At 61.6% G+C, this 16,717-nt stretch carries 16 protein-coding genes; 13 read left to right on the forward strand and 3 right to left on the reverse strand.

All coding sequences use genetic code 11. From position 1 onward, the window contains the following. The first annotated feature begins 15 nt into the window (after positions 1–15). Together alaS and LZ496_RS01470 are read left to right on the forward strand one after the other, a co-directional pair. Positions 16–2,670, forward strand: coding sequence for an alanine--tRNA ligase (gene alaS / locus LZ496_RS01465; protein WP_249902825.1), 2,655 nt, complete (start codon positions 16–18; stop codon positions 2,668–2,670). 23 nt (positions 2,671–2,693) lie between these two features. After that, positions 2,694–3,107 (forward strand): GFA family protein, encoded by a 414-nt coding sequence (locus LZ496_RS01470; protein ID WP_436286458.1) that lies wholly within the window; start codon positions 2,694–2,696, stop codon positions 3,105–3,107. Here LZ496_RS01470 and LZ496_RS01475 read toward each other — a convergent pair. Further along, positions 3,091–4,857, reverse strand: a complete 1,767-nt coding sequence (locus LZ496_RS01475; RefSeq protein WP_249902827.1) for a cation:proton antiporter domain-containing protein — start codon at positions 4,855–4,857, stop codon at positions 3,091–3,093. The two genes, LZ496_RS01470 and LZ496_RS01475, sit on opposite strands and share 17 nt — an antisense overlap. A gap of 79 nt (positions 4,858–4,936) precedes the next feature. Between LZ496_RS01475 and LZ496_RS01480 the strand changes: the two genes are divergently transcribed. Continuing rightward, positions 4,937–6,541, forward strand: a complete 1,605-nt coding sequence (locus tag LZ496_RS01480; protein WP_249902828.1) for a cation:proton antiporter domain-containing protein — start codon at positions 4,937–4,939, stop codon at positions 6,539–6,541. A gap of 41 nt (positions 6,542–6,582) precedes the next feature. On the opposite strand, the gene LZ496_RS01485 is transcribed toward LZ496_RS01480, so the two are convergent. Then, on the reverse strand, positions 6,583–7,812 hold the full coding sequence (locus tag LZ496_RS01485) for an NADP-dependent isocitrate dehydrogenase (RefSeq protein ID WP_249902829.1): 1,230 nt from the start codon (positions 7,810–7,812) through the stop codon (positions 6,583–6,585). 112 nt (positions 7,813–7,924) lie between these two features. Here LZ496_RS01485 and LZ496_RS01490 point away from each other — a divergent pair, with 112 nt between their 5' ends. Together LZ496_RS01490 and LZ496_RS01495 are read left to right on the forward strand one after the other, a co-directional pair. Continuing rightward, the gene (locus LZ496_RS01490; protein WP_249902830.1) at positions 7,925–8,653 is read left to right on the forward strand and encodes a phosphatidylserine decarboxylase; all 729 of its coding nucleotides are present in this window, start codon (positions 7,925–7,927) and stop codon (positions 8,651–8,653) included. A 38-nt stretch (positions 8,654–8,691) separates the two neighbouring features. Further along, positions 8,692–9,444, forward strand: coding sequence for a CDP-alcohol phosphatidyltransferase family protein (locus tag LZ496_RS01495; RefSeq protein ID WP_366516671.1), 753 nt, complete (start codon positions 8,692–8,694; stop codon positions 9,442–9,444). Here LZ496_RS01495 and LZ496_RS01500 read toward each other — a convergent pair. Then, positions 9,377–9,598: a hypothetical protein gene (locus LZ496_RS01500; protein WP_249902832.1), complete on the reverse strand. Its 222-nt coding sequence runs from the start codon at positions 9,596–9,598 to the stop codon at positions 9,377–9,379. The genes LZ496_RS01495 and LZ496_RS01500 overlap by 68 nt on opposite strands. A 224-nt stretch (positions 9,599–9,822) precedes the next feature. Here LZ496_RS01500 and rpsB point away from each other — a divergent pair, with 224 nt between their 5' ends. From rpsB to rseP, 8 genes are all read left to right on the forward strand, one after another. Beyond that, positions 9,823–10,578, forward strand: a complete 756-nt coding sequence (gene rpsB, locus LZ496_RS01505; protein WP_249902833.1) for a 30S ribosomal protein S2 — start codon at positions 9,823–9,825, stop codon at positions 10,576–10,578. Positions 10,579–10,665: 87 nt separating this feature from the next. Then, entirely contained in the window at positions 10,666–11,610 is a 945-nt protein-coding gene (tsf, locus tag LZ496_RS01510; RefSeq protein WP_249902834.1) for a translation elongation factor Ts, read from the forward strand. A gap of 105 nt (positions 11,611–11,715) precedes the next feature. Further along, on the forward strand, positions 11,716–12,438 hold the full coding sequence (gene pyrH, locus LZ496_RS01515) for a UMP kinase (protein WP_249902835.1): 723 nt from the start codon (positions 11,716–11,718) through the stop codon (positions 12,436–12,438). A gap of 4 nt (positions 12,439–12,442) precedes the next feature. Continuing rightward, on the forward strand, positions 12,443–13,000 hold the full coding sequence (gene frr / locus LZ496_RS01520; RefSeq protein ID WP_249902836.1) for a ribosome recycling factor: 558 nt from the start codon (positions 12,443–12,445) through the stop codon (positions 12,998–13,000). Next, positions 12,997–13,743, forward strand: a complete 747-nt coding sequence (uppS, locus tag LZ496_RS01525; protein ID WP_436286443.1) for a polyprenyl diphosphate synthase — start codon at positions 12,997–12,999, stop codon at positions 13,741–13,743. The genes frr and uppS overlap by 4 nt, the downstream gene beginning before the upstream one ends. Further along, positions 13,740–14,387, forward strand: a complete 648-nt coding sequence (locus LZ496_RS01530; protein ID WP_249902837.1) for a phosphatidate cytidylyltransferase — start codon at positions 13,740–13,742, stop codon at positions 14,385–14,387. The genes uppS and LZ496_RS01530 overlap by 4 nt, the downstream gene beginning before the upstream one ends. Continuing rightward, positions 14,384–15,547: a 1-deoxy-D-xylulose-5-phosphate reductoisomerase gene (locus tag LZ496_RS01535; protein ID WP_249902838.1), complete on the forward strand. Its 1,164-nt coding sequence runs from the start codon at positions 14,384–14,386 to the stop codon at positions 15,545–15,547. Before LZ496_RS01530 ends, LZ496_RS01535 begins: the two co-directional genes overlap by 4 nt. Then, positions 15,547–16,656: an RIP metalloprotease RseP gene (gene rseP, locus LZ496_RS01540; RefSeq protein ID WP_249902839.1), complete on the forward strand. Its 1,110-nt coding sequence runs from the start codon at positions 15,547–15,549 to the stop codon at positions 16,654–16,656. Before LZ496_RS01535 ends, rseP begins: the two co-directional genes overlap by 1 nt. The last annotated feature ends 61 nt before the right edge of the window (positions 16,657–16,717 follow it).

Here is a 16,717-nt window from a genome sequence, read left to right on the forward strand (position 1 = left end):
CGTATCTGCCACCTCATGACATCGATGAACGACATCCGCCGCAGCTTCCTCGACTATTTCGAGAAGAATGGACACGCGCGCGTGCAATCGGCTCCGCTGGTTCCGCACAACGACCCGACGTTGATGTTCGTCAATGCCGGCATGGTGCCGTTCAAGAATGTGTTCACGGGGCTGGAAACGCGCCCCTATTCGACCGCGGTCAGCAGCCAGAAGTGCGTCCGTGCCGGTGGCAAGCATAATGACCTCGACAATGTCGGCTACACTGCGCGCCACCATACTTTCTTCGAAATGCTGGGGAATTTTTCCTTCGGCGACTATTTCAAGGAACAGGCAATCCACCATGCCTGGACACTGATCACCAAGGAATGGGGACTACCGGCCGACCGGCTGATAGCCACGGTCTACCACACGGACGACGAGGCGTTCGACCTGTGGAAGAAGGTCGCCGGCCTGCCCGAAAGCCGCATCATCCGCATTCCGACAAAGGATAATTTCTGGGCAATGGGCGATGATGGTCCCTGCGGCCCCTGTTCGGAGATCTTCTTCGATCACGGCGACCACATCCCGGGAGGCCCGCCGGGCTCCCCCGACGAGGACGGAGATCGCTTCGTCGAGATCTGGAACCTGGTGTTCATGCAGTTCGAGCAGGCGGCAGGCGAAATCGTATCCGAACTGCCGAAGAAGAGCATCGACACCGGCATGGGCCTGGAACGCGTCGCGGCCGTCCTTCAGGGCGTCCACGACAACTACGACACCGACACGTTCAAGGCGCTGATCGCCGCCAGCGAGGAGCTGACCAAGACCCGCGCCGAAGGAGCCCAGCAGGCGAGCCATCGCGTCATTGCCGATCACCTTCGTGCCTCAGGATTCCTGGTCGCGGACGGCGTGCTGCCGGCCAATGAGGGCAGGGGCTATGTCCTCCGCCGCATCATGCGCCGCGCCATGCGGCACGCCCACTTGCTCGGTGCGAAGGAGCCGTTGATGTGGCGGCTCGTGCCGGAACTGGTCTCGGAAATGGGCAGCGCCTATCCCGAACTGGTCCGCGCGCAGCCGCTGATCGAGGCGACGCTGCTTCAGGAAGAAACCCGCTTCCGCCAGACGCTGGCGAACGGCCTCAAGCTTCTCGACGAAGCGACCTCAGAGCTTTCCGAAGGCGGTACGCTTCCGGGCGCGATGGCGTTCAAGCTCTACGACACCTTCGGTTTCCCCTACGACCTGACCGAGGACGCTTTGCGCGCTCGCGGACTGACGGTCGATCGCGCCGGTTTCGATGCATCGATGGCCGAGCAGAAGGCGCAGGCTCGCGCCGCCTGGAAGGGATCGGGCGAGAAGGCGTCCGACGAACTTTGGTTCGACCTTGCCGAAGAGCTCGGGTCGACCGAATTCATTGGCTATTCCAGCCATGAGGGCGAGGGCGTGGTCCTGGCGATCCTCAAGGACGGACAGCGCGTCGAAGATGGCAACCAGGGCGAAACCGTCACCATCCTGATGAACCAGACCCCTTTCTATGGGGAAAGCGGCGGGCAGGTCGGCGATGCCGGAAAACTTACTTCGCTCAATGGCTTTGTCGGTGAAGTTGAGGATACGTCAAAGCCGCTGGGCAAGCTACATGCGCTCCGGACCAAGGTATCGAAGGGGCAAGTCAGCGTCGGCAATACGCTTCACCAGATAGTGGACATCGAACGGAGGACGCAGATCCGCGCGAACCATAGTGCCACGCACTTGCTGCACGCGGCGCTGCGCGAGCGGCTCGGCGGACATGTGACGCAAAAGGGCAGCCTGGTAGCTCCCGATCGGCTGCGCTTCGACTTTTCACATCCCAAGGCCCTGACGCCAGAAGAAATCGCAGCCATTGAAGGCGATGTGAACGCCGAAATCCGCGCCAACGAGCCGGTGTCGACCCGACTCATGACGCCGGACGAGGCAGTAAATGCCGGTGCCCTGGCTCTGTTCGGCGAGAAATATGGCGACGAGGTTCGTGTCCTCAGCATGGGGCGCGGCGATCAGCGCAGCTATTCGGTCGAACTATGCGGTGGAACCCACGTCACGGCCACCGGCGATATTCAGCTGTTGAAGATCATCAGCGAAAGCGCAGTTTCGTCTGGCGTTCGTCGCATCGAAGCGCTGACTGGCGAAGCCGCACGCCAATGGCTCAATCATCGCGACGAGACACTCAAGGAAGCGGCATCGGCGTTGAAGGCCTCGCCAGACGAAGTTCCGGCTCGCGTCGCAGCGCTGGTCGAGGAACGGCGCCGGCTCGAGCGTGAGCTGGCGGATGCCAAGAAAGCGCTGGCGATGGGCGGTGGAGGGAAGGCCGAAGCTGCCGGGCCGGAACAAGTTGGGGGACATGCCTTCCTTGGTCAGGTTGTAGATGGTCTGGATCCTAAGGGCCTTCGCGGCGAGGTCGACGGGATGAAGGAGCGCCTCGGAAGCGGAATCGCTGCCCTCATCGCGATCAACGAAGGCCGTGCGAGCGTTGCCGTCGGCGTAACCGGTGATCTGTCAGGGCAGGTGAGCGCGGTCGATCTCGTCAAGGCGGCAGTCGCGGCCTTGGGCGGGCAGGGCGGCGGCGGCCGACCCGACATGGCGCAGGGCGGCGGTCCGGATGGTTCGAAGGCCAATGACGCTCTCCAGGCGGTCCGCGAAGCATTGGAGAAGGTCGCGGCATAGTGGATCTGACGTCATCCGAACCGGTGACCCTCAATGGCAGCTGCCACTGCGGCTCAGTCCGATTTCGGGTGACTCTAACCGAGGGCTTTGCTTCGGTGCGGCGATGTACCTGCAGCATCTGCAGGATGCGCGGCGCGGTTGCGGTGACGTCAACGCCCGGGGAGTTCGAACTGCTGGAAGGCGCGGACCTCCTGGCGACCTACCGGTTCAATACAATGACCGCCGAGCATCATTTCTGCGGCAATTGCGGCATCTACACCCATCACAAGCGACGATCGAACCCCAATCAGCTTGGCGTCAATGTCGCTTGCCTGGAAGGCGTCTCGCCCTTCGATTTTCGTGAGATCAAGGTCTACGACGGGTCTCGTCATCCTGCCGACAATGCGGACCACAAGACCTACCTCGCCGGAACGCTGACCTTCACGCCTGCGGTTTAGCAGAGTCCCTTAGCCGGCGCCTGCCGAGGCTCGGTTCAACGTCGAGATGCCCAGCTTCCATGATCGATGCACGAAGCTCGCTTCGTTTTTCGTGGATCGACGCGATGACGGGCCCCATTGCCACCCCAATGTCGACCAGGACAGCCTCGCTGAGCTGCAACGATGCCTCCAGGGCCTCGGGCACGGCATCGGTGACCCCGGCCCGATAGAGCGCGGCCGCATGGTCGGTATCGCGGGCCCGGGCAATGATGGGGAGGGCGGGAAATTCCTGCCGCAGACGCTTGGCAAGGCGTGCGGTCAGAACGGGATCGTCCATGGTCAGCACCACCGCGAGCGCATGGTCCAGCTGCAACTTCTCGATGAGTTCTTTTCTCGAAACATCGCCGTAAAGTACGGAATAGCCGGCCTTTCTTGCATCAGCAAAGCCGTCGATGTCGCTGTCGACCGCAAGGTAGGGGCGCCGATGCTCTTGCAACATGTCGGCCACCATCCTTCCGACGCGTCCGAAACCGAAAATAACGGTCTTGCCGGTCGAGATGGTGATCTCCTCTTCTTGCAAGTCGGTCTGTCTGACCCTGTTGGCCATGAAGCGCCCGAAGCTGGCCAGCAATGGCGTCATCGTCAGACCGATGGCCGTTGCCGCGGACCAGAAGCCGACCGTTTCCGAACTGAGGATCCCGGCCAGGCCCGCTGCGCCCAGCACAATCAGCGTCGTTTCTGACGGGCTTGCCATTAGAATGCCGGTCTCGCGCGCGACCGACGCAGGTGCTCCGGCCATTTTCAGAAGCGCGCCCGTAACGATTGCCTTGATTAGTATAACTCCAGCAAGCGCGCTCAGCAGCAACAGCCAATCGTCGAGCAGGCCTCCGACATCGATGCTCATACCCACGGTGATCAGGAAGACACCGAGCGCCAACCCCTTGAACGGCTCAATCACCATCTGGACTTCGTTGCGATATTCGGTCTCGGCGATAATCAGGCCGGCAACGAGCGCCCCCATGATCGTTGAAAGCCCTGCGGAGGCCGTAAGCGCGGCCGACAGGATCACCACGAGCAGCGTGATTGCCAGGAAAAGTTCTGGCTTCTTTGATCGCGCCGCCTGGGCGAACAGCGCTGGCAGGATGAAGCGCCCGACAACCAAGATTGCGATTACAACTAGCGCACCCTGAAGCGCTATCTCGCCAAGGCCACTTGCCGCCTTTCCGGCGGCGCCGACCAGGAACAGCATTGGCACCAGTGCCAGGTCCTCGAACAGCAACATGGCGAGTGCGGCGCGCCCGACCTGGCTCTGGGTTCCGGAAATCGGCAGCACCAGCGCGGTCGACGACATCGCCAGGGCCAGCGCCAGCCACATTGCCGGCTCGACATTCCAGCCAAACAGGACCAGCGCGCCGCCGATCAAAAGCGCCGTGCCGAGCAGTTCGGCCGCGCCGATGCCGAAGACCATTCTTCGCATCGCCACGAGGCGCCTGAAACTGAGCTCCAGGCCGATCGAGAATAGCAGGAAGATGATCCCGAGCTCGGCGAATGGCTCGATTGCCTCGGTGTCCGTAATGCTGAACGACCGGAGCCATGGATGCTCACTGGCCAGCGCACCGAGCCCGAACGGCCCGGCGACGATGCCCACCAGGATGAAGCCGATGACCGGGTTGATCTTGAAGCGGGCGAAGGCCGGAATGACGATTCCCGCGGCGCCGAGGATCACAAGCGTGTTGGCCAGTGCGGGGGAAACGACCATTTCCGTTGTCATGGCCTTTCATTGCGGCTTTGTTGGATGAAAGCCAGCCCGCTTGCTATCGCCCGAACGAACTTAACGACATGGAGAGACTGTGCCGCATCTGACCCCGCTTATTGGAACCATGGTTGCGGGTCTCGTAATCGCTTTCCTGTTCGGCATGGCGGCACATCGCCTGAAACTGCCGCCGATTGTCGGCTATCTTCTTGCCGGGGTGATCGTCGGACCGTTCACGCCCGGCTATGTCGCCGACCAGAAGATCGCGACGGAACTCGCCGAGCTGGGTGTCATCCTGCTGATGTTCGGGGTGGGCCTTCATTTCTCATTACGAGATCTTTTGTCGGTCCGATCGATCGCGGTTCCTGGAGCGGTCGTTCAAATCGGCGTCGCCGTGGTCCTCGGTTGGCTGCTCGCCATGGCCCTGGGGTGGAGCCACGGCGCCGGACTGACGTTCGGCTTGGCCCTTTCAGTTGCATCTACGGTGGTGCTGCTTCGCGCCATGCAGGAGCGGCGCCTGTTGGAAACCGACAGAGGGAAAATCGCGGTCGGCTGGCTGATCGTCGAAGATGTGGCGATGGTGCTCGCACTGGTGCTTCTGCCGGTCATGGCGGCCAGCGCCACGCCTGCGGAGATGGCGGGGGCGATCGGCATTACCCTGCTCAAGGTTGGGGGATTCGTGGCCGCGATGCTGATTGTCGGTCGCCGTGCCATTCCCTGGCTGCTCCATGTCGTCGCTCATAGCGGTTCGAGGGAGCTGTTCCGGCTGGCGGTGCTGGCAATCGCGCTAGGCGTAGCTCTTGGGGCGGCCTTGCTGTTCGGCGTCAGCTTTGCGCTGGGCGCCTTCTTTGCGGGCATGATCCTTGCGGAATCGCCGTTCAGCCAACGCGCCGGTGAAGAAACGCTGCCGCTTCGCGATGCATTCGCGGTGCTGTTCTTCGTCTCGGTCGGCATGTTGTTCAACCCGTCGGTTCTGGTCGAGGCACCGCTGGCGCTGGCAGGTACCGTCCTGATCATCGTCGTCGGCAAATCGATTGCCGCCTACTTCATCGTCCGGGCCTTTGGCCGTGACCATCGCGTTGCGCTGACCATCGCTGCCAGCCTCGCCCAGATCGGCGAATTCTCGTTCATCCTCGCAACGCTCGGCAGCGAAGGAGGCTTGATCGAGCCGATGGCGCGGGACCTGATCCTGGCGGGCGCGATCATTTCGATCCTGATCAACCCCTTGGTCTTTGCATTGGCTGGGCGGCGCGAAGAGGCCGTAATCAAACCTTCTTCCGCGAAGGAATCGCGCGAAGCCGCAGTCGTGCTGATTGGCCATGGCCGGGTTGGCAGCCGCATCGCCAACGAACTGCTGGCAGCGGGTCAAAGGGTGACGCTGATCGAATCCAGTAGTGACATAGGGTTGCCGGAGGAGAGCGAACGACTCGACTTGATCATCGGCAATGCGGCGTCACCCCTGGTCTTGGCGGAGGCTGCGATTGAAGATGCACGCATGTTGATGGTCGCGATCCCGGAGACCTTCGAGGCCGGCCAGATCATCGAGCAGGCGCGGCGGCTCAATCCGGGAATTCAGATTATCGCCCGCGCCCATAGCGACGCCGAGGTCGAGTATCTCACTGGGCGAGGTGCCAACCGGACGATCATGGGCGAGGAAGAAATCGCCAGGCGCATGAGCAACCTGGCACTCGCCGTGCGCTAATAGCGGCGGGTGACGTCATGGCGCCACCCGCCGCTCTCTAATTAGGCGGCGATACCCTCGTCAGCCATTGCGGCTTCGAGGTTTTCACGGATGGCTTCGAAGAATTGCTCCGTGGTCATCCAGGCCTGTTCCGGGCCGACCAGCAGCGCGAGATCCTTGGTCATTTTGCCGCTTTCGACGGTCTCGATGCAAACGCGCTCGAGCGTCTCGGCGAACCGGACGACTTCCGGCGTATCGTCGAGGCGGCCGCGGAACTTGAGGCCGCCGGTCCAGGCAAAGATCGATGCGATCGGGTTGGTGGAGGTCGCCTTGCCCTGCTGATGCTGGCGATAGTGGCGGGTGACGGTGCCGTGCGCTGCTTCCGCTTCGACCGTCTTTCCGTCCGGGGTCATCAGGACCGAGGTCATAAGCCCGAGCGAGCCGAAGCCCTGCGCGACCTGGTCGGATTGGACGTCGCCGTCGTAATTCTTGCAGGCCCAGACGAACTTGCCGCTCCACTTGAGAGCAGACGCGACCATGTCGTCGATCAGGCGGTGCTCGTAGACGATGCCGGCTGCTTCGAACGCCGACTTGAATTCGGCGTCGTAGATTTCCTGGAAAATGTCCTTGAAGCGCCCGTCATAGGCCTTGAGGATGGTGTTCTTGGTCGACAGATAGACCGGCCAGCCGCGCTGCAGGCCATAGTTGAGGCTCGCCCGGGCGAAGTCGCGGATCGATGCATCGAGATTGTACATGCCCATGGCGACGCCGGCTTCCGGGAAGTCGAACACTTCATGTTCGATCACTTCGCCGTCTTCGCCGACCCACTTGATGCTTAGCTTGCCCTTGCCCGGCACCCTGAAATCGGTCGCCTTGTACTGGTCGCCGAACGCGTGACGGCCGACGACGATCGGGTCGGTCCAGCCAGGAATGAGCCGCGGCACGTTCTGGATGACGATAGGTTCGCGGAAGATAGTGCCGCCGAGGATGTTGCGGATGGTGCCGTTGGGCGATTTCCACATCTTCTTGAGGCCGAATTCCTCGACCCGCTGCTCGTCCGGAGTGATCGTGGCGCATTTGACGCCGACGCCATATTGCTTGATCGCCTCGGCCGCTTCGACCGTGATCTTGTCTTCCGTTTCGTCGCGCTTCTCGACGCCAAGATCATAATATTTAAGGTCGATATCGAGGTAGGGCAGGATCAGCTTTTCGCGAATCCACTGCCAGATGATGCGGGTCATCTCGTCGCCGTCGAGTTCGACGACCGGGTTCTTCACCTTGATCTTGGCCATTTTGCTTTCCTGTGCCGGGATTTGTTGTTGGCGCGGCGCTTAGGACGTCGTTTCGCGATAGGCAACCATCGCGCATTGCCCCTCGTTCAGCTTGTCCTTAAGGAACGGCGCCATGTCTCAGCTTCAGAACCCCGATAGCCAGCTGACTGCAGTCAAATGGCGATTTCCGTCGGTCCACCCCGAAGGCCGCAAGTTCACCCTGATCGCCGGTTTTCTGGCGCTGATCGGTTTTCAGGGGCCGGATGTCTTTGGATGGTTGCTGGTAGGTCTGACGATCTGGGTCGCGGCATTCTTTCGCGATCCGGTTCGCACTACGCCCGCCGATCCCAAGTTGATTGTCGCGCCAGCAGACGGGTTGGTGACGATGATCAAACGGGTGCCAGCGCCGCTGGAGCTGGCAGGCGAGGGCGGGCTTTCCGGTGAGTTCACCCGAGTTTCCATTTTCATGAGCGTGTTCGACGTCCACATCAATCGCTCGCCGATCGCGGGCACGGTACGCCGCATCGCCTATGTTCCGGGCAAGTTCCTCAATGCCGACCTCGACAAGGCGAGCGAGGACAATGAGCGGCAGCATTTCCTGGTCGAACGCGAGGACGGCGTCGCAATCGGCTTCACCCAGATCGCGGGCCTGGTCGCTCGCCGCATCATGTCCTTTGTCAAGGAAGGCGACCGTGTCGAGGCCGGAGAGCGTATCGGCCTGATCCGCTTCGGCAGCCGCGTCGACGTTTTCCTGCCCGCGGGCACCGGGTCGCAGGTTCTACTCGGCCAACGGACGATCGCCGGCGAGACGATCCTGGGTGAACTTGGATCGGATCCGCAGCGCGGCGGGGTCAGCCAGTGAACGACCGGGGCAGGGGCGGCTTTCCCATCCGGGCTTTTGTGCCCAATGCAATTACCGCACTCGCCCTCTGCTTCGGCCTGACCGGCGTTCGCTTCGGAATCACCGGCGAATGGCCGCAGGCACTGGCCTGCATCGTTGGGGCAGGCGTGCTCGATGGTTTTGACGGACGGATCGCGCGACTTTTGCGGGCGCAGAGCAAGTTCGGAGCCGAGCTCGACAGCCTGTCTGACAATATCGCATTCGGTACGGCGCCCGCACTGATCATCTTCCTGTGGTCGCTTCAGGAAGCACCCAGGTTCGGCTGGATCGCCGCGCTGGCACTGGCCGTTTGCTGCGCTCTGCGTCTTGCACGGTACAATGCCGGCATCGATGCCGATTTCCAGCCGCACAAGTCTGCCGGCTTCAACACCGGCGTTCCAGCGCCGGTTGGGGCGGGGCTGGCGTTCGTTCCGATCTACCTTTGGCTGATCAGCGGAAACGAGCTGTTTCGCGGCTGGGCACTCGTTCTTCCCTGGACGCTGTTCATTGCACTGCTGATGATTTCGAACGTCCCCACCTATACCTGGGGCTCGATCCGTATCCGCCGTGGTTGGCGATTGTTCGCTCTTGCCGGCGTGGCCTTGCTTGGCGCAGCATTGCTCAACGCGCCGTGGATGACGCTGCTGGCGATTTCCGTCATTTACCTTGCACTTCTTCCGTTCAGCATCGCCAGCTATGCCGGGGTCAAGCGGCGGCGCGCAGCGCAGGCTCCCACAGCGGCTCCAGTTCCACCTCCGTACGCCGCGGATTGAAGCGGATCGTGACGGGCCGGCCTTCGGTCGGTCCTGCCTTCCAGCTATGTCCTTCAAGCGCCGCGATGACTTTGCCGCCGTCACGTCGAATGACGTCGATAACCAGCGTCAGAATGAAGCCAAACAGTGCGATCGTGAGAGCGATACCGACCATTGAACTATCCCTTCAAACCATCGATTGATTGTTATGTTCTTTAAATGTTCCGCATTCGTCAAGCGAAATTGTTCTCTTAATGTTCTTATTTGAGCCAACCGCTTGATATCTCACGTTTCATCTTGTAGGGGCCCCCGCATCCCACAGGTGGAACCACCATACCGGTGCCGGCCAATTGGCCGGTGACACGGTTCCACCGAGGCATAACCGGAGGAGATATCCCTATGGCGACCAATGTCGTCACGATGCAGCAATTGCTCGAAGCTGGCGCCCATTTCGGCCACCAGACCCACCGCTGGAATCCGCGGATGAAGCCGTACATTTTCGGCGACCGCAACGGCGTTCACATCATCGACTTGTCGCAGAGCGTTCCGCTGTTCGCCCGCGCGCTCGACTTCGTTCAGCAGACCGTCGCTCGCGGCGGCAAGGTGCTGTTCGTCGGCACCAAGCGCCAGGCGCAGGACGCGGTTGCCGAAGCGGCCCGCACCTCGGGCCAGCATTTCGTCAACCACCGCTGGCTCGGCGGCATGCTGACCAACTGGAAGACCATTTCCAACTCCATCAAGCGCTTCAAGAGCCTTGAAGAGCAGCTGTCGGGCGACACCGCCGGCCTCACCAAGAAGGAAGTGCTCCAGCTGACCCGCGAGCGCGACAAGCTTGAGAACTCGCTCGGCGGTATCCGCGACATGGGCGGTCTGCCCGACGTCATGTTCGTCATCGACACGAACAAGGAAGAGCTGGCGATCAAGGAAGCGAACGTCCTGGGTATCCCGGTAATCGCGATCCTCGACAGCAATTCGAACCCGCAGGGCATCGCTTTCCCGGTCCCGGGCAACGACGACGCCAGCCGCGCGATCCGTCTCTACTGCGAGGCGATCGCCAATGCTGCCAACACCGGCAAGTCCGGTGGCGCTGCGGCTCGCGGTGAAGACATCGGTGCGATGGCTGAGCCGCCGGCGGAAGCCGCGCTCGAGGCTTAAGCCCTTACGCGAACGAAATTCGGGGCGCGTCGCGGAGGGCTTGGGCTTTCCGCGACGCGTCCCATATTCCCATTTGGAGGATTTAACATGGCTGAGATCACCGCCGCTTCGGTGAAAGAACTGCGCGAGCGCACTGGCGCCGGCATGATGGATTGCAAGAAGGCCTTGGCCGAAAACAACGGCGACATGGAAGCGTCGGTCGACTGGCTGCGCGCCAAGGGCCTCGCTGCCGCAGCCAAAAAGGCCGGCCGCACCGCTGCAGAAGGCCTCGTCGGCGTCGCCGTGGAAGGAACCAAGGGCGCGGTTGTCGAGATCAACTCGGAAACCGACTTCGTCGCCAAGAACGAGCAGTTCCAGGACTTCGTCCGCAACGTTTCGACCCTGGCCCTGCAGGCCAACGGCGACGTCGAGGCGCTGAAGTCGGCTGGCTACCCGACCGGCGGCACCGTCGAAGAAAAGCTGACTGAAAACATTGCCACCATCGGCGAGAATCAGTCGCTGCGTCGCACTGCCCTGCTGCAGGTCAGCGAAGGCGTAGTGGTCAGCTATGTCCACAATGCGGTTGCACCGGGCATGGGCAAGATCGGCGTTCTGGTCGCTCTTGAGAGCGCCACTTCGGCCGACGCCCTTCAGACGCTCGGCAAGCAGATTGCCATGCACATAGCCGCCGCCAACCCGCTGGCGCTGGACGCCGACGGCCTTGATCCTGCGATGCTCGAGCGTGAGCGCGCGATCGCGATCGAAAAGGCGAAGGAAAGCGGCAAGCCGGACAACATCGTCGAAAAGATGGTCGAAGGCGCGATGGCCAAGTTCCGCAAGGAAAATGCCCTGTTGAGCCAGCTGTTCGTCATGGACAACAAGACGCCGGTCGCTGATGTCGTTTCCCAGGCTGGCAAGGAAGCCGGTTCGCCGATCACGCTGAAGGCGTTCGAACGCTTCCAGCTGGGCGAAGGCATCGAGAAGGCCGAAAGCGACTTCGCCGCCGAGGTGGCCGCCGCCGCCGGCGTCAAGAAGGACGAGCCGGTCGCCTAATTGCGACGCCTGCCGCATTCAAAGGCGGTTGGCAGAGAGGCGGGTGCGCCGTAAGAGCGCATCCGCCTTTCGCATATCTGGCGTAGTTGAAGGAACGACCTGCCCATGACCCGACCCCGCTTTCACCGCATCCTGCTGAAGCTGTCCGGTGAGGCGTTAATGGGTCCCAACCAGTTCGGGATCGACCCTGCAACCGTTGCGAGCATGGCGGCGGAAGTGGCAGCGGCCAAGGAAGCGGGTCACGAACTTTGCCTGGTCGTTGGTGGCGGCAATATCTTCCGCGGGATTGCAGGGGCAGCCCAAGGCTTCGACCGGGCGACTGGCGATTACATGGGCATGCTGGCGACCGTCATGAACGCGCTGGCCGTTCAGAACGCCCTCGAAAAGATCGGCGTCGACACCCGCGTATTGTCCGCCATCCCGATGGCCAGCGTTTGCGAGCCCTACATCCGCCGCCGCGCAATCCGTCATATGGAAAAGGGCCGGATCGTTATTTTCGCCGCCGGAACTGGCAATCCGTTCTTCACGACTGACACTGCCGCGGCTCTTCGTGCCGCGGAAATGGGGTGTCATGCGCTGTTCAAGGGCACCAGCGTCGACGGCGTCTACAATGCCGATCCCAAGAAGGTCAGCGAGGCCAAGCGCTATGAAACGCTTGGCTTCAATCGCGTCCTCGCCGACAATTTGAGGGTCATGGACGCAAGTGCCGTGGCGCTCTGCCGAGACAATAATATTCCGATCGTTGTTTTTAATATTCGCCAGCCAGGCAACCTTTCCGAGGTCTTGGCCGGGCGTGGAACGGCGACGATCGTCCAGAACGAGGAGTAAGAGGATGCCCGCTTACAGTAAGAGTGACCTGGACCGCCGCATGCACGGCGCGCTTGACGTGTTCAAACACGACCTGGCCGGTCTTCGCACCGGGCGCGCTTCAACGGCCTTGCTCGATCCCATCCAGGTCGAGGTTTATGGCGCGAACATGCCGATCAACCAGGTTGCCACCGTTTCGGTGCCAGAGCCGCGGCTCCTCTCCGTGCAAGTCTGGGATCGCAGCAACATCGGGCCGGTCGAAAAGGCCATCCGCAACGCGGGTCTGGGGATCAATCCGATCGTCGACGGGCAGGTCATTCGCCTGCCAATTCCCGATCTGACCGAGGAACGCCGCAAGGAATTGGCCAAGCTGGCCGGTCAATATGCGGAAAAGGCGCGGGTTGCCGTCCGCAACGTCCGCCGGGATGGCATGGATGCCCTCAAGACCGACGAAAAGAAGCATGAGATCAGCGAGGACGAGCACAAGCGGCTTTCCGTCGAGGTCCAGAAGATGACCGACGCTGTGATCGCCGACATCGATGCTGCCGCGCACAGCAAGGAACAGGAAATTCTCGGTAAGTGAGCCCAGCTCCGGCCCCGGCTGAAGGGGCGACTTCCGCCGGCCAGGGCGGGGCGCCTCGTCACGTCGCCATCATCATGGACGGCAACGGCCGCTGGGCCGAAAAGCGTGGTTTGCCGCGTGCGGCGGGTCATCGGGCTGGTGCTGAAGCGGTCCGCCGCATCCTCAAGGCAGCGGTCAAGCAAGGCGTCGAGGTCCTCACGCTCTATGCTTTTTCGTCGGAGAATTGGCGACGGTCGGAAGACGAGATCAGCGACCTCAAGGGCCTTATGGCCTATTATCTGGAGCGCGAACTCGACGAGCTGGCCCGCAACGGCGTTCAGATCCGGTTGATAGGCGACCATAAGGCATTTGGTCCACAATTGGTGGAACGGCTGGAACGAGCGGTCGAACGGACCGCTAAGAATGACCGCCTGATACTGGTTGTTGCGCTGAACTATGGGGCGAGGGATGAGATCGCGGCCGCGGCCAAGCGGCTTGCGGAAAAATCCGTGTCGGGCGAACTGGACCCGGCTTCCATCGACGAAAAGCGACTGGAATCAGAGCTGTCCACCGATGGCTTGCCCGTTTTGGACCTCGTCATCCGGACGTCGGGTGAGAAACGGCTATCGAATTTCCTGCTGTGGCAGGCGGCCTATGCCGAGCTAATATTCGTCGACACGCTCTGGCCGGATTTCGGAGAAGAAGAGTTTGCGGCGGCCCTAACGGAATTTGCAGGCCGCCAGCGGCGGTTCGGAGGTCGATGAGCGAGCTTGCCACGAGAACTGCGGTCGGGATCATCCTGATCGGTATAGCGCTTGCCTCGGCACTCTTCGGCGGCACGGTGTTCGCCGTGCTCGTCGCCCTGATTGCCACGGTCATGTACGTCGAATGGACGCGCATCGTGGATACCTGGGGTCTTGGTTGGAAGATCCTGGGCTTCTTCTACTGCCTCTTGCCCGCGGTTTCCCTGCTTTGGATCCGCGAGCGTGCGGAGTATGGGGGCGTCGGTACCGGTTTCGACCTTCTGATCTGGGTATTTCTGGTGGTTTGGGCGACGGACATTGGCGCATATTTTGCGGGTCGCGCGATCGGCGGACCCAAGCTTGCGCCTTCGATCAGTCCGAACAAGACCGTTGCCGGCCTGATCGGCGGCGTGATCTGCGCTGGCCTATTGGCTGGAGCCTGGGTCTATTGCGTAGGATTGCCCGCCAAGCTGCTGTGGCTCGCAGTAATTTTCGGAGCGGCCGCGCAATTGGGCGATCTGTTCGAAAGCGGGCTGAAGCGGAAGGCGGGGGTCAAGGATAGCGGGACCTGGTTGCCGGGCCACGGCGGCTTGCTCGACCGATTGGACGGCTTGGTGCCGGTAGCCATCCTGACCGCGGCATTGCTCGTACTGGGCGCGCTGTGACCCGAAAGACCATCTCCATCCTCGGTGCAACCGGGTCGGTAGGCAGCTCGACGCTGGACTTGGTCGAGCGGAATCCGGACCGCTTCGAAGTGGTGGCGCTGACCGCGGCCAAGAATGTTGTTTCCTTGGCTGATGCAGCCTTGCGGACTGGCGCCAAGCTGGCGGTTATCGGGGACCCGGCACTGCTTCCGGAGCTGAATGACCGCCTCGCCGGCAGCACTTGCCGTGCCGCGACCGGGTCGGATGCGCTGGCGGAGGCCGCAAGCGGCGAAGCAGAGCTGGTGATGGCCGCGATCGTGGGGTGTGCCGGCCTGGAGCCGGTGATGGCAGCAATTGAGGCCGGGCGGACGGTAGCGCTTGCCAACAAGGAATCGCTGGTGACGGCTGGCGAGTTGATGACGACCGCTGCGGAAACCCACGGCGCGACGATACTGCCTGTCGACAGCGAGCATAATGCAATTTTTCAATGCCTTGCCGGCAATCATGCATCCGACATCTCAAGATTGGTGTTGACAGCGAGCGGCGGACCATTTCGCAGCTTGAGCCGGGATCAGATGGCTGGTGCTTCCCCGGACCAGGCCGTCGCCCACCCGAACTGGTCGATGGGTGCCAAGATCAGCGTCGATTCAGCGACGATGATGAACAAGGGCCTGGAACTGATCGAGGCACATCATCTATTCGGCTTGCCCAGCGGGCGGCTCGATGTTCTCATCCATCCTCAATCCGTCATCCATTCCATGGTCGAATTTGTCGATGGATCGGTATTGGCCCAACTGGGTACTCCCGACATGCGTATTCCGATCGCATATGCCCTCGCATGGCCTGAGCGGATGGAAACGCCGGCAGAAAAGCTTGATCTGGCGCGGATCGGCAATTTGAACTTCGAGCAACCCGACCTGACCAGATTCCCGGCGCTAGACGTTGCACGGCAGGCAATGGAAGCGGGGGCAGCAGCACCCGTTGTTCTTAATGCCGCCAACGAAGTAGCCGTCGCGGCATTTCTCGAAGGCAGGATCGGTTTCCTGGCAATCGTCGACACGGTGAAGGAAGCGTTGGCTCGCATGGACCTGCCCAAGCCTCAATCTATCGCGGACGTGATCGACATCGACCGTCGAACGCGAGCATTGGCAAATGACCTCATGAGCGAGATGGCCGCCTGATGTTTGACCAGCCACCGCTATGGTTCATCCTTATCGCCTTTCTTCTGGCGATCGGCCCGCTCGTCTTCTTCCATGAGCTTGGCCATTATTGGGTGGCACGCATGTTCGGTGTGGGTGCCGAGCAGTTCTCGATCGGGTTCGGGCGTGAAATCGCTGGCTGGACGGACAAGCGCGGCACGCGCTGGAAGGTCGGCTGGCTGCCTCTTGGCGGATATGTTCGCTTCGTCGGGGACATGAACCCCGCCAGCCAGCCGGACACGACGAAGGACGTGGCGCCGGAGCTTCGGGACATCTCCTTTCACCATAAGCCATGGTGGCAGCGTTTCCTGATCGTTCTGGCCGGGCCAGTCGCCAATTTCCTGCTCGCAATTGCCATTTTCGCGGCGTTTTTCGCTGTGTTCGGAATGCCACGCACTCCGGCGCTCGTAGGGCAGGTTCAGCCCGGTAGCGTCGCCGCATCGATCAAGCTGCAGCCCGGAGACCGAATCGAATCGATTGCTGGCCAGGATGTCCGATCGTTCGAAGACATGCGCCGCGTCGTGTCGCTACGACCTGGGGAGCGGGTAACGATCGCGTTCGAACGAGCTGGCAGCCGTCAGGAAGTCGAGGCACGGCTGGGCGAGCAAGTGGTGACCGACGAGTTCGGTCAAGAATTCCGGATTGGCCTGCTCGGCGTACTCGGGGGCGATCGGGTACTCGAAAAGGTACCTGTCCTTCGCATAATTCCGGAAGCGACCAGCTATACGTTCGCATTGACCCGTTCGATGATCGACGGATTGGTCCAGATCGTAACGGGTCGTCGATCGACGAAGGATTTGGGCGGGCCGCTCAAGATGGCTCAGATCGCCGGACAACAAGCCAGCCTCGGCGCATTTGCGTTCATCCAGCTGATCGCGCTCTTCTCCATAAATCTCGGGTTCATCAATCTCTTGCCAGTCCCCATGCTCGATGGCGGACATCTCGTATTCTATGTCGCGGAGGGAATCCGGCGCCGCCCAGTCAGCGAACGGGCCCAGGATTGGGCGTTTCGCGGCGGTCTCGCACTCCTTCTGGCACTTCTCTTGTTCACCACAGTCAACGACTTGGCCTCTTTTGGCCTGTTCGGATGACGTGGACGCTTGATTGGATAGAGCGGTTGGGGCAGGGCTAGGCATCATCTGCGGCGCCGCG

The organism is Sphingomonas caseinilytica, assembly GCF_023516455.1.
Taxonomy (GTDB): domain Bacteria; phylum Pseudomonadota; class Alphaproteobacteria; order Sphingomonadales; family Sphingomonadaceae; genus Sphingomicrobium; species Sphingomicrobium caseinilyticum.

Excerpts from the sequence above, each read along its gene's own strand:
- LZ496_RS01490 (WP_249902830.1), top strand. The coding sequence starts at position 7,925 with ATGTCTCAGCTTCAGAACCCCGATAGCCAGCTGACTGCAGTCAAATGG.
- LZ496_RS01475 (WP_249902827.1), bottom strand. The coding sequence starts at position 4,857 with ATGACAACGGAAATGGTCGTTTCCCCCGCACTGGCCAACACGCTTGTG.
- rpsB (WP_249902833.1), top strand. The coding sequence starts at position 9,823 with ATGGCGACCAATGTCGTCACGATGCAGCAATTGCTCGAAGCTGGCGCC.
- LZ496_RS01530 (WP_249902837.1), top strand. The coding sequence starts at position 13,740 with ATGAGCGAGCTTGCCACGAGAACTGCGGTCGGGATCATCCTGATCGGT.
- LZ496_RS01485 (WP_249902829.1), bottom strand. The coding sequence starts at position 7,812 with ATGGCCAAGATCAAGGTGAAGAACCCGGTCGTCGAACTCGACGGCGAC.
- alaS (WP_249902825.1), top strand. The coding sequence starts at position 16 with ATGACATCGATGAACGACATCCGCCGCAGCTTCCTCGACTATTTCGAG.
- pyrH (WP_249902835.1), top strand. The coding sequence starts at position 11,716 with ATGACCCGACCCCGCTTTCACCGCATCCTGCTGAAGCTGTCCGGTGAG.
- rseP (WP_249902839.1), top strand. The coding sequence starts at position 15,547 with ATGTTTGACCAGCCACCGCTATGGTTCATCCTTATCGCCTTTCTTCTG.
- LZ496_RS01500 (WP_249902832.1), bottom strand. The coding sequence starts at position 9,598 with ATGGTCGGTATCGCTCTCACGATCGCACTGTTTGGCTTCATTCTGACG.
- tsf (WP_249902834.1), top strand. The coding sequence starts at position 10,666 with ATGGCTGAGATCACCGCCGCTTCGGTGAAAGAACTGCGCGAGCGCACT.
- frr (WP_249902836.1), top strand. The coding sequence starts at position 12,443 with ATGCCCGCTTACAGTAAGAGTGACCTGGACCGCCGCATGCACGGCGCG.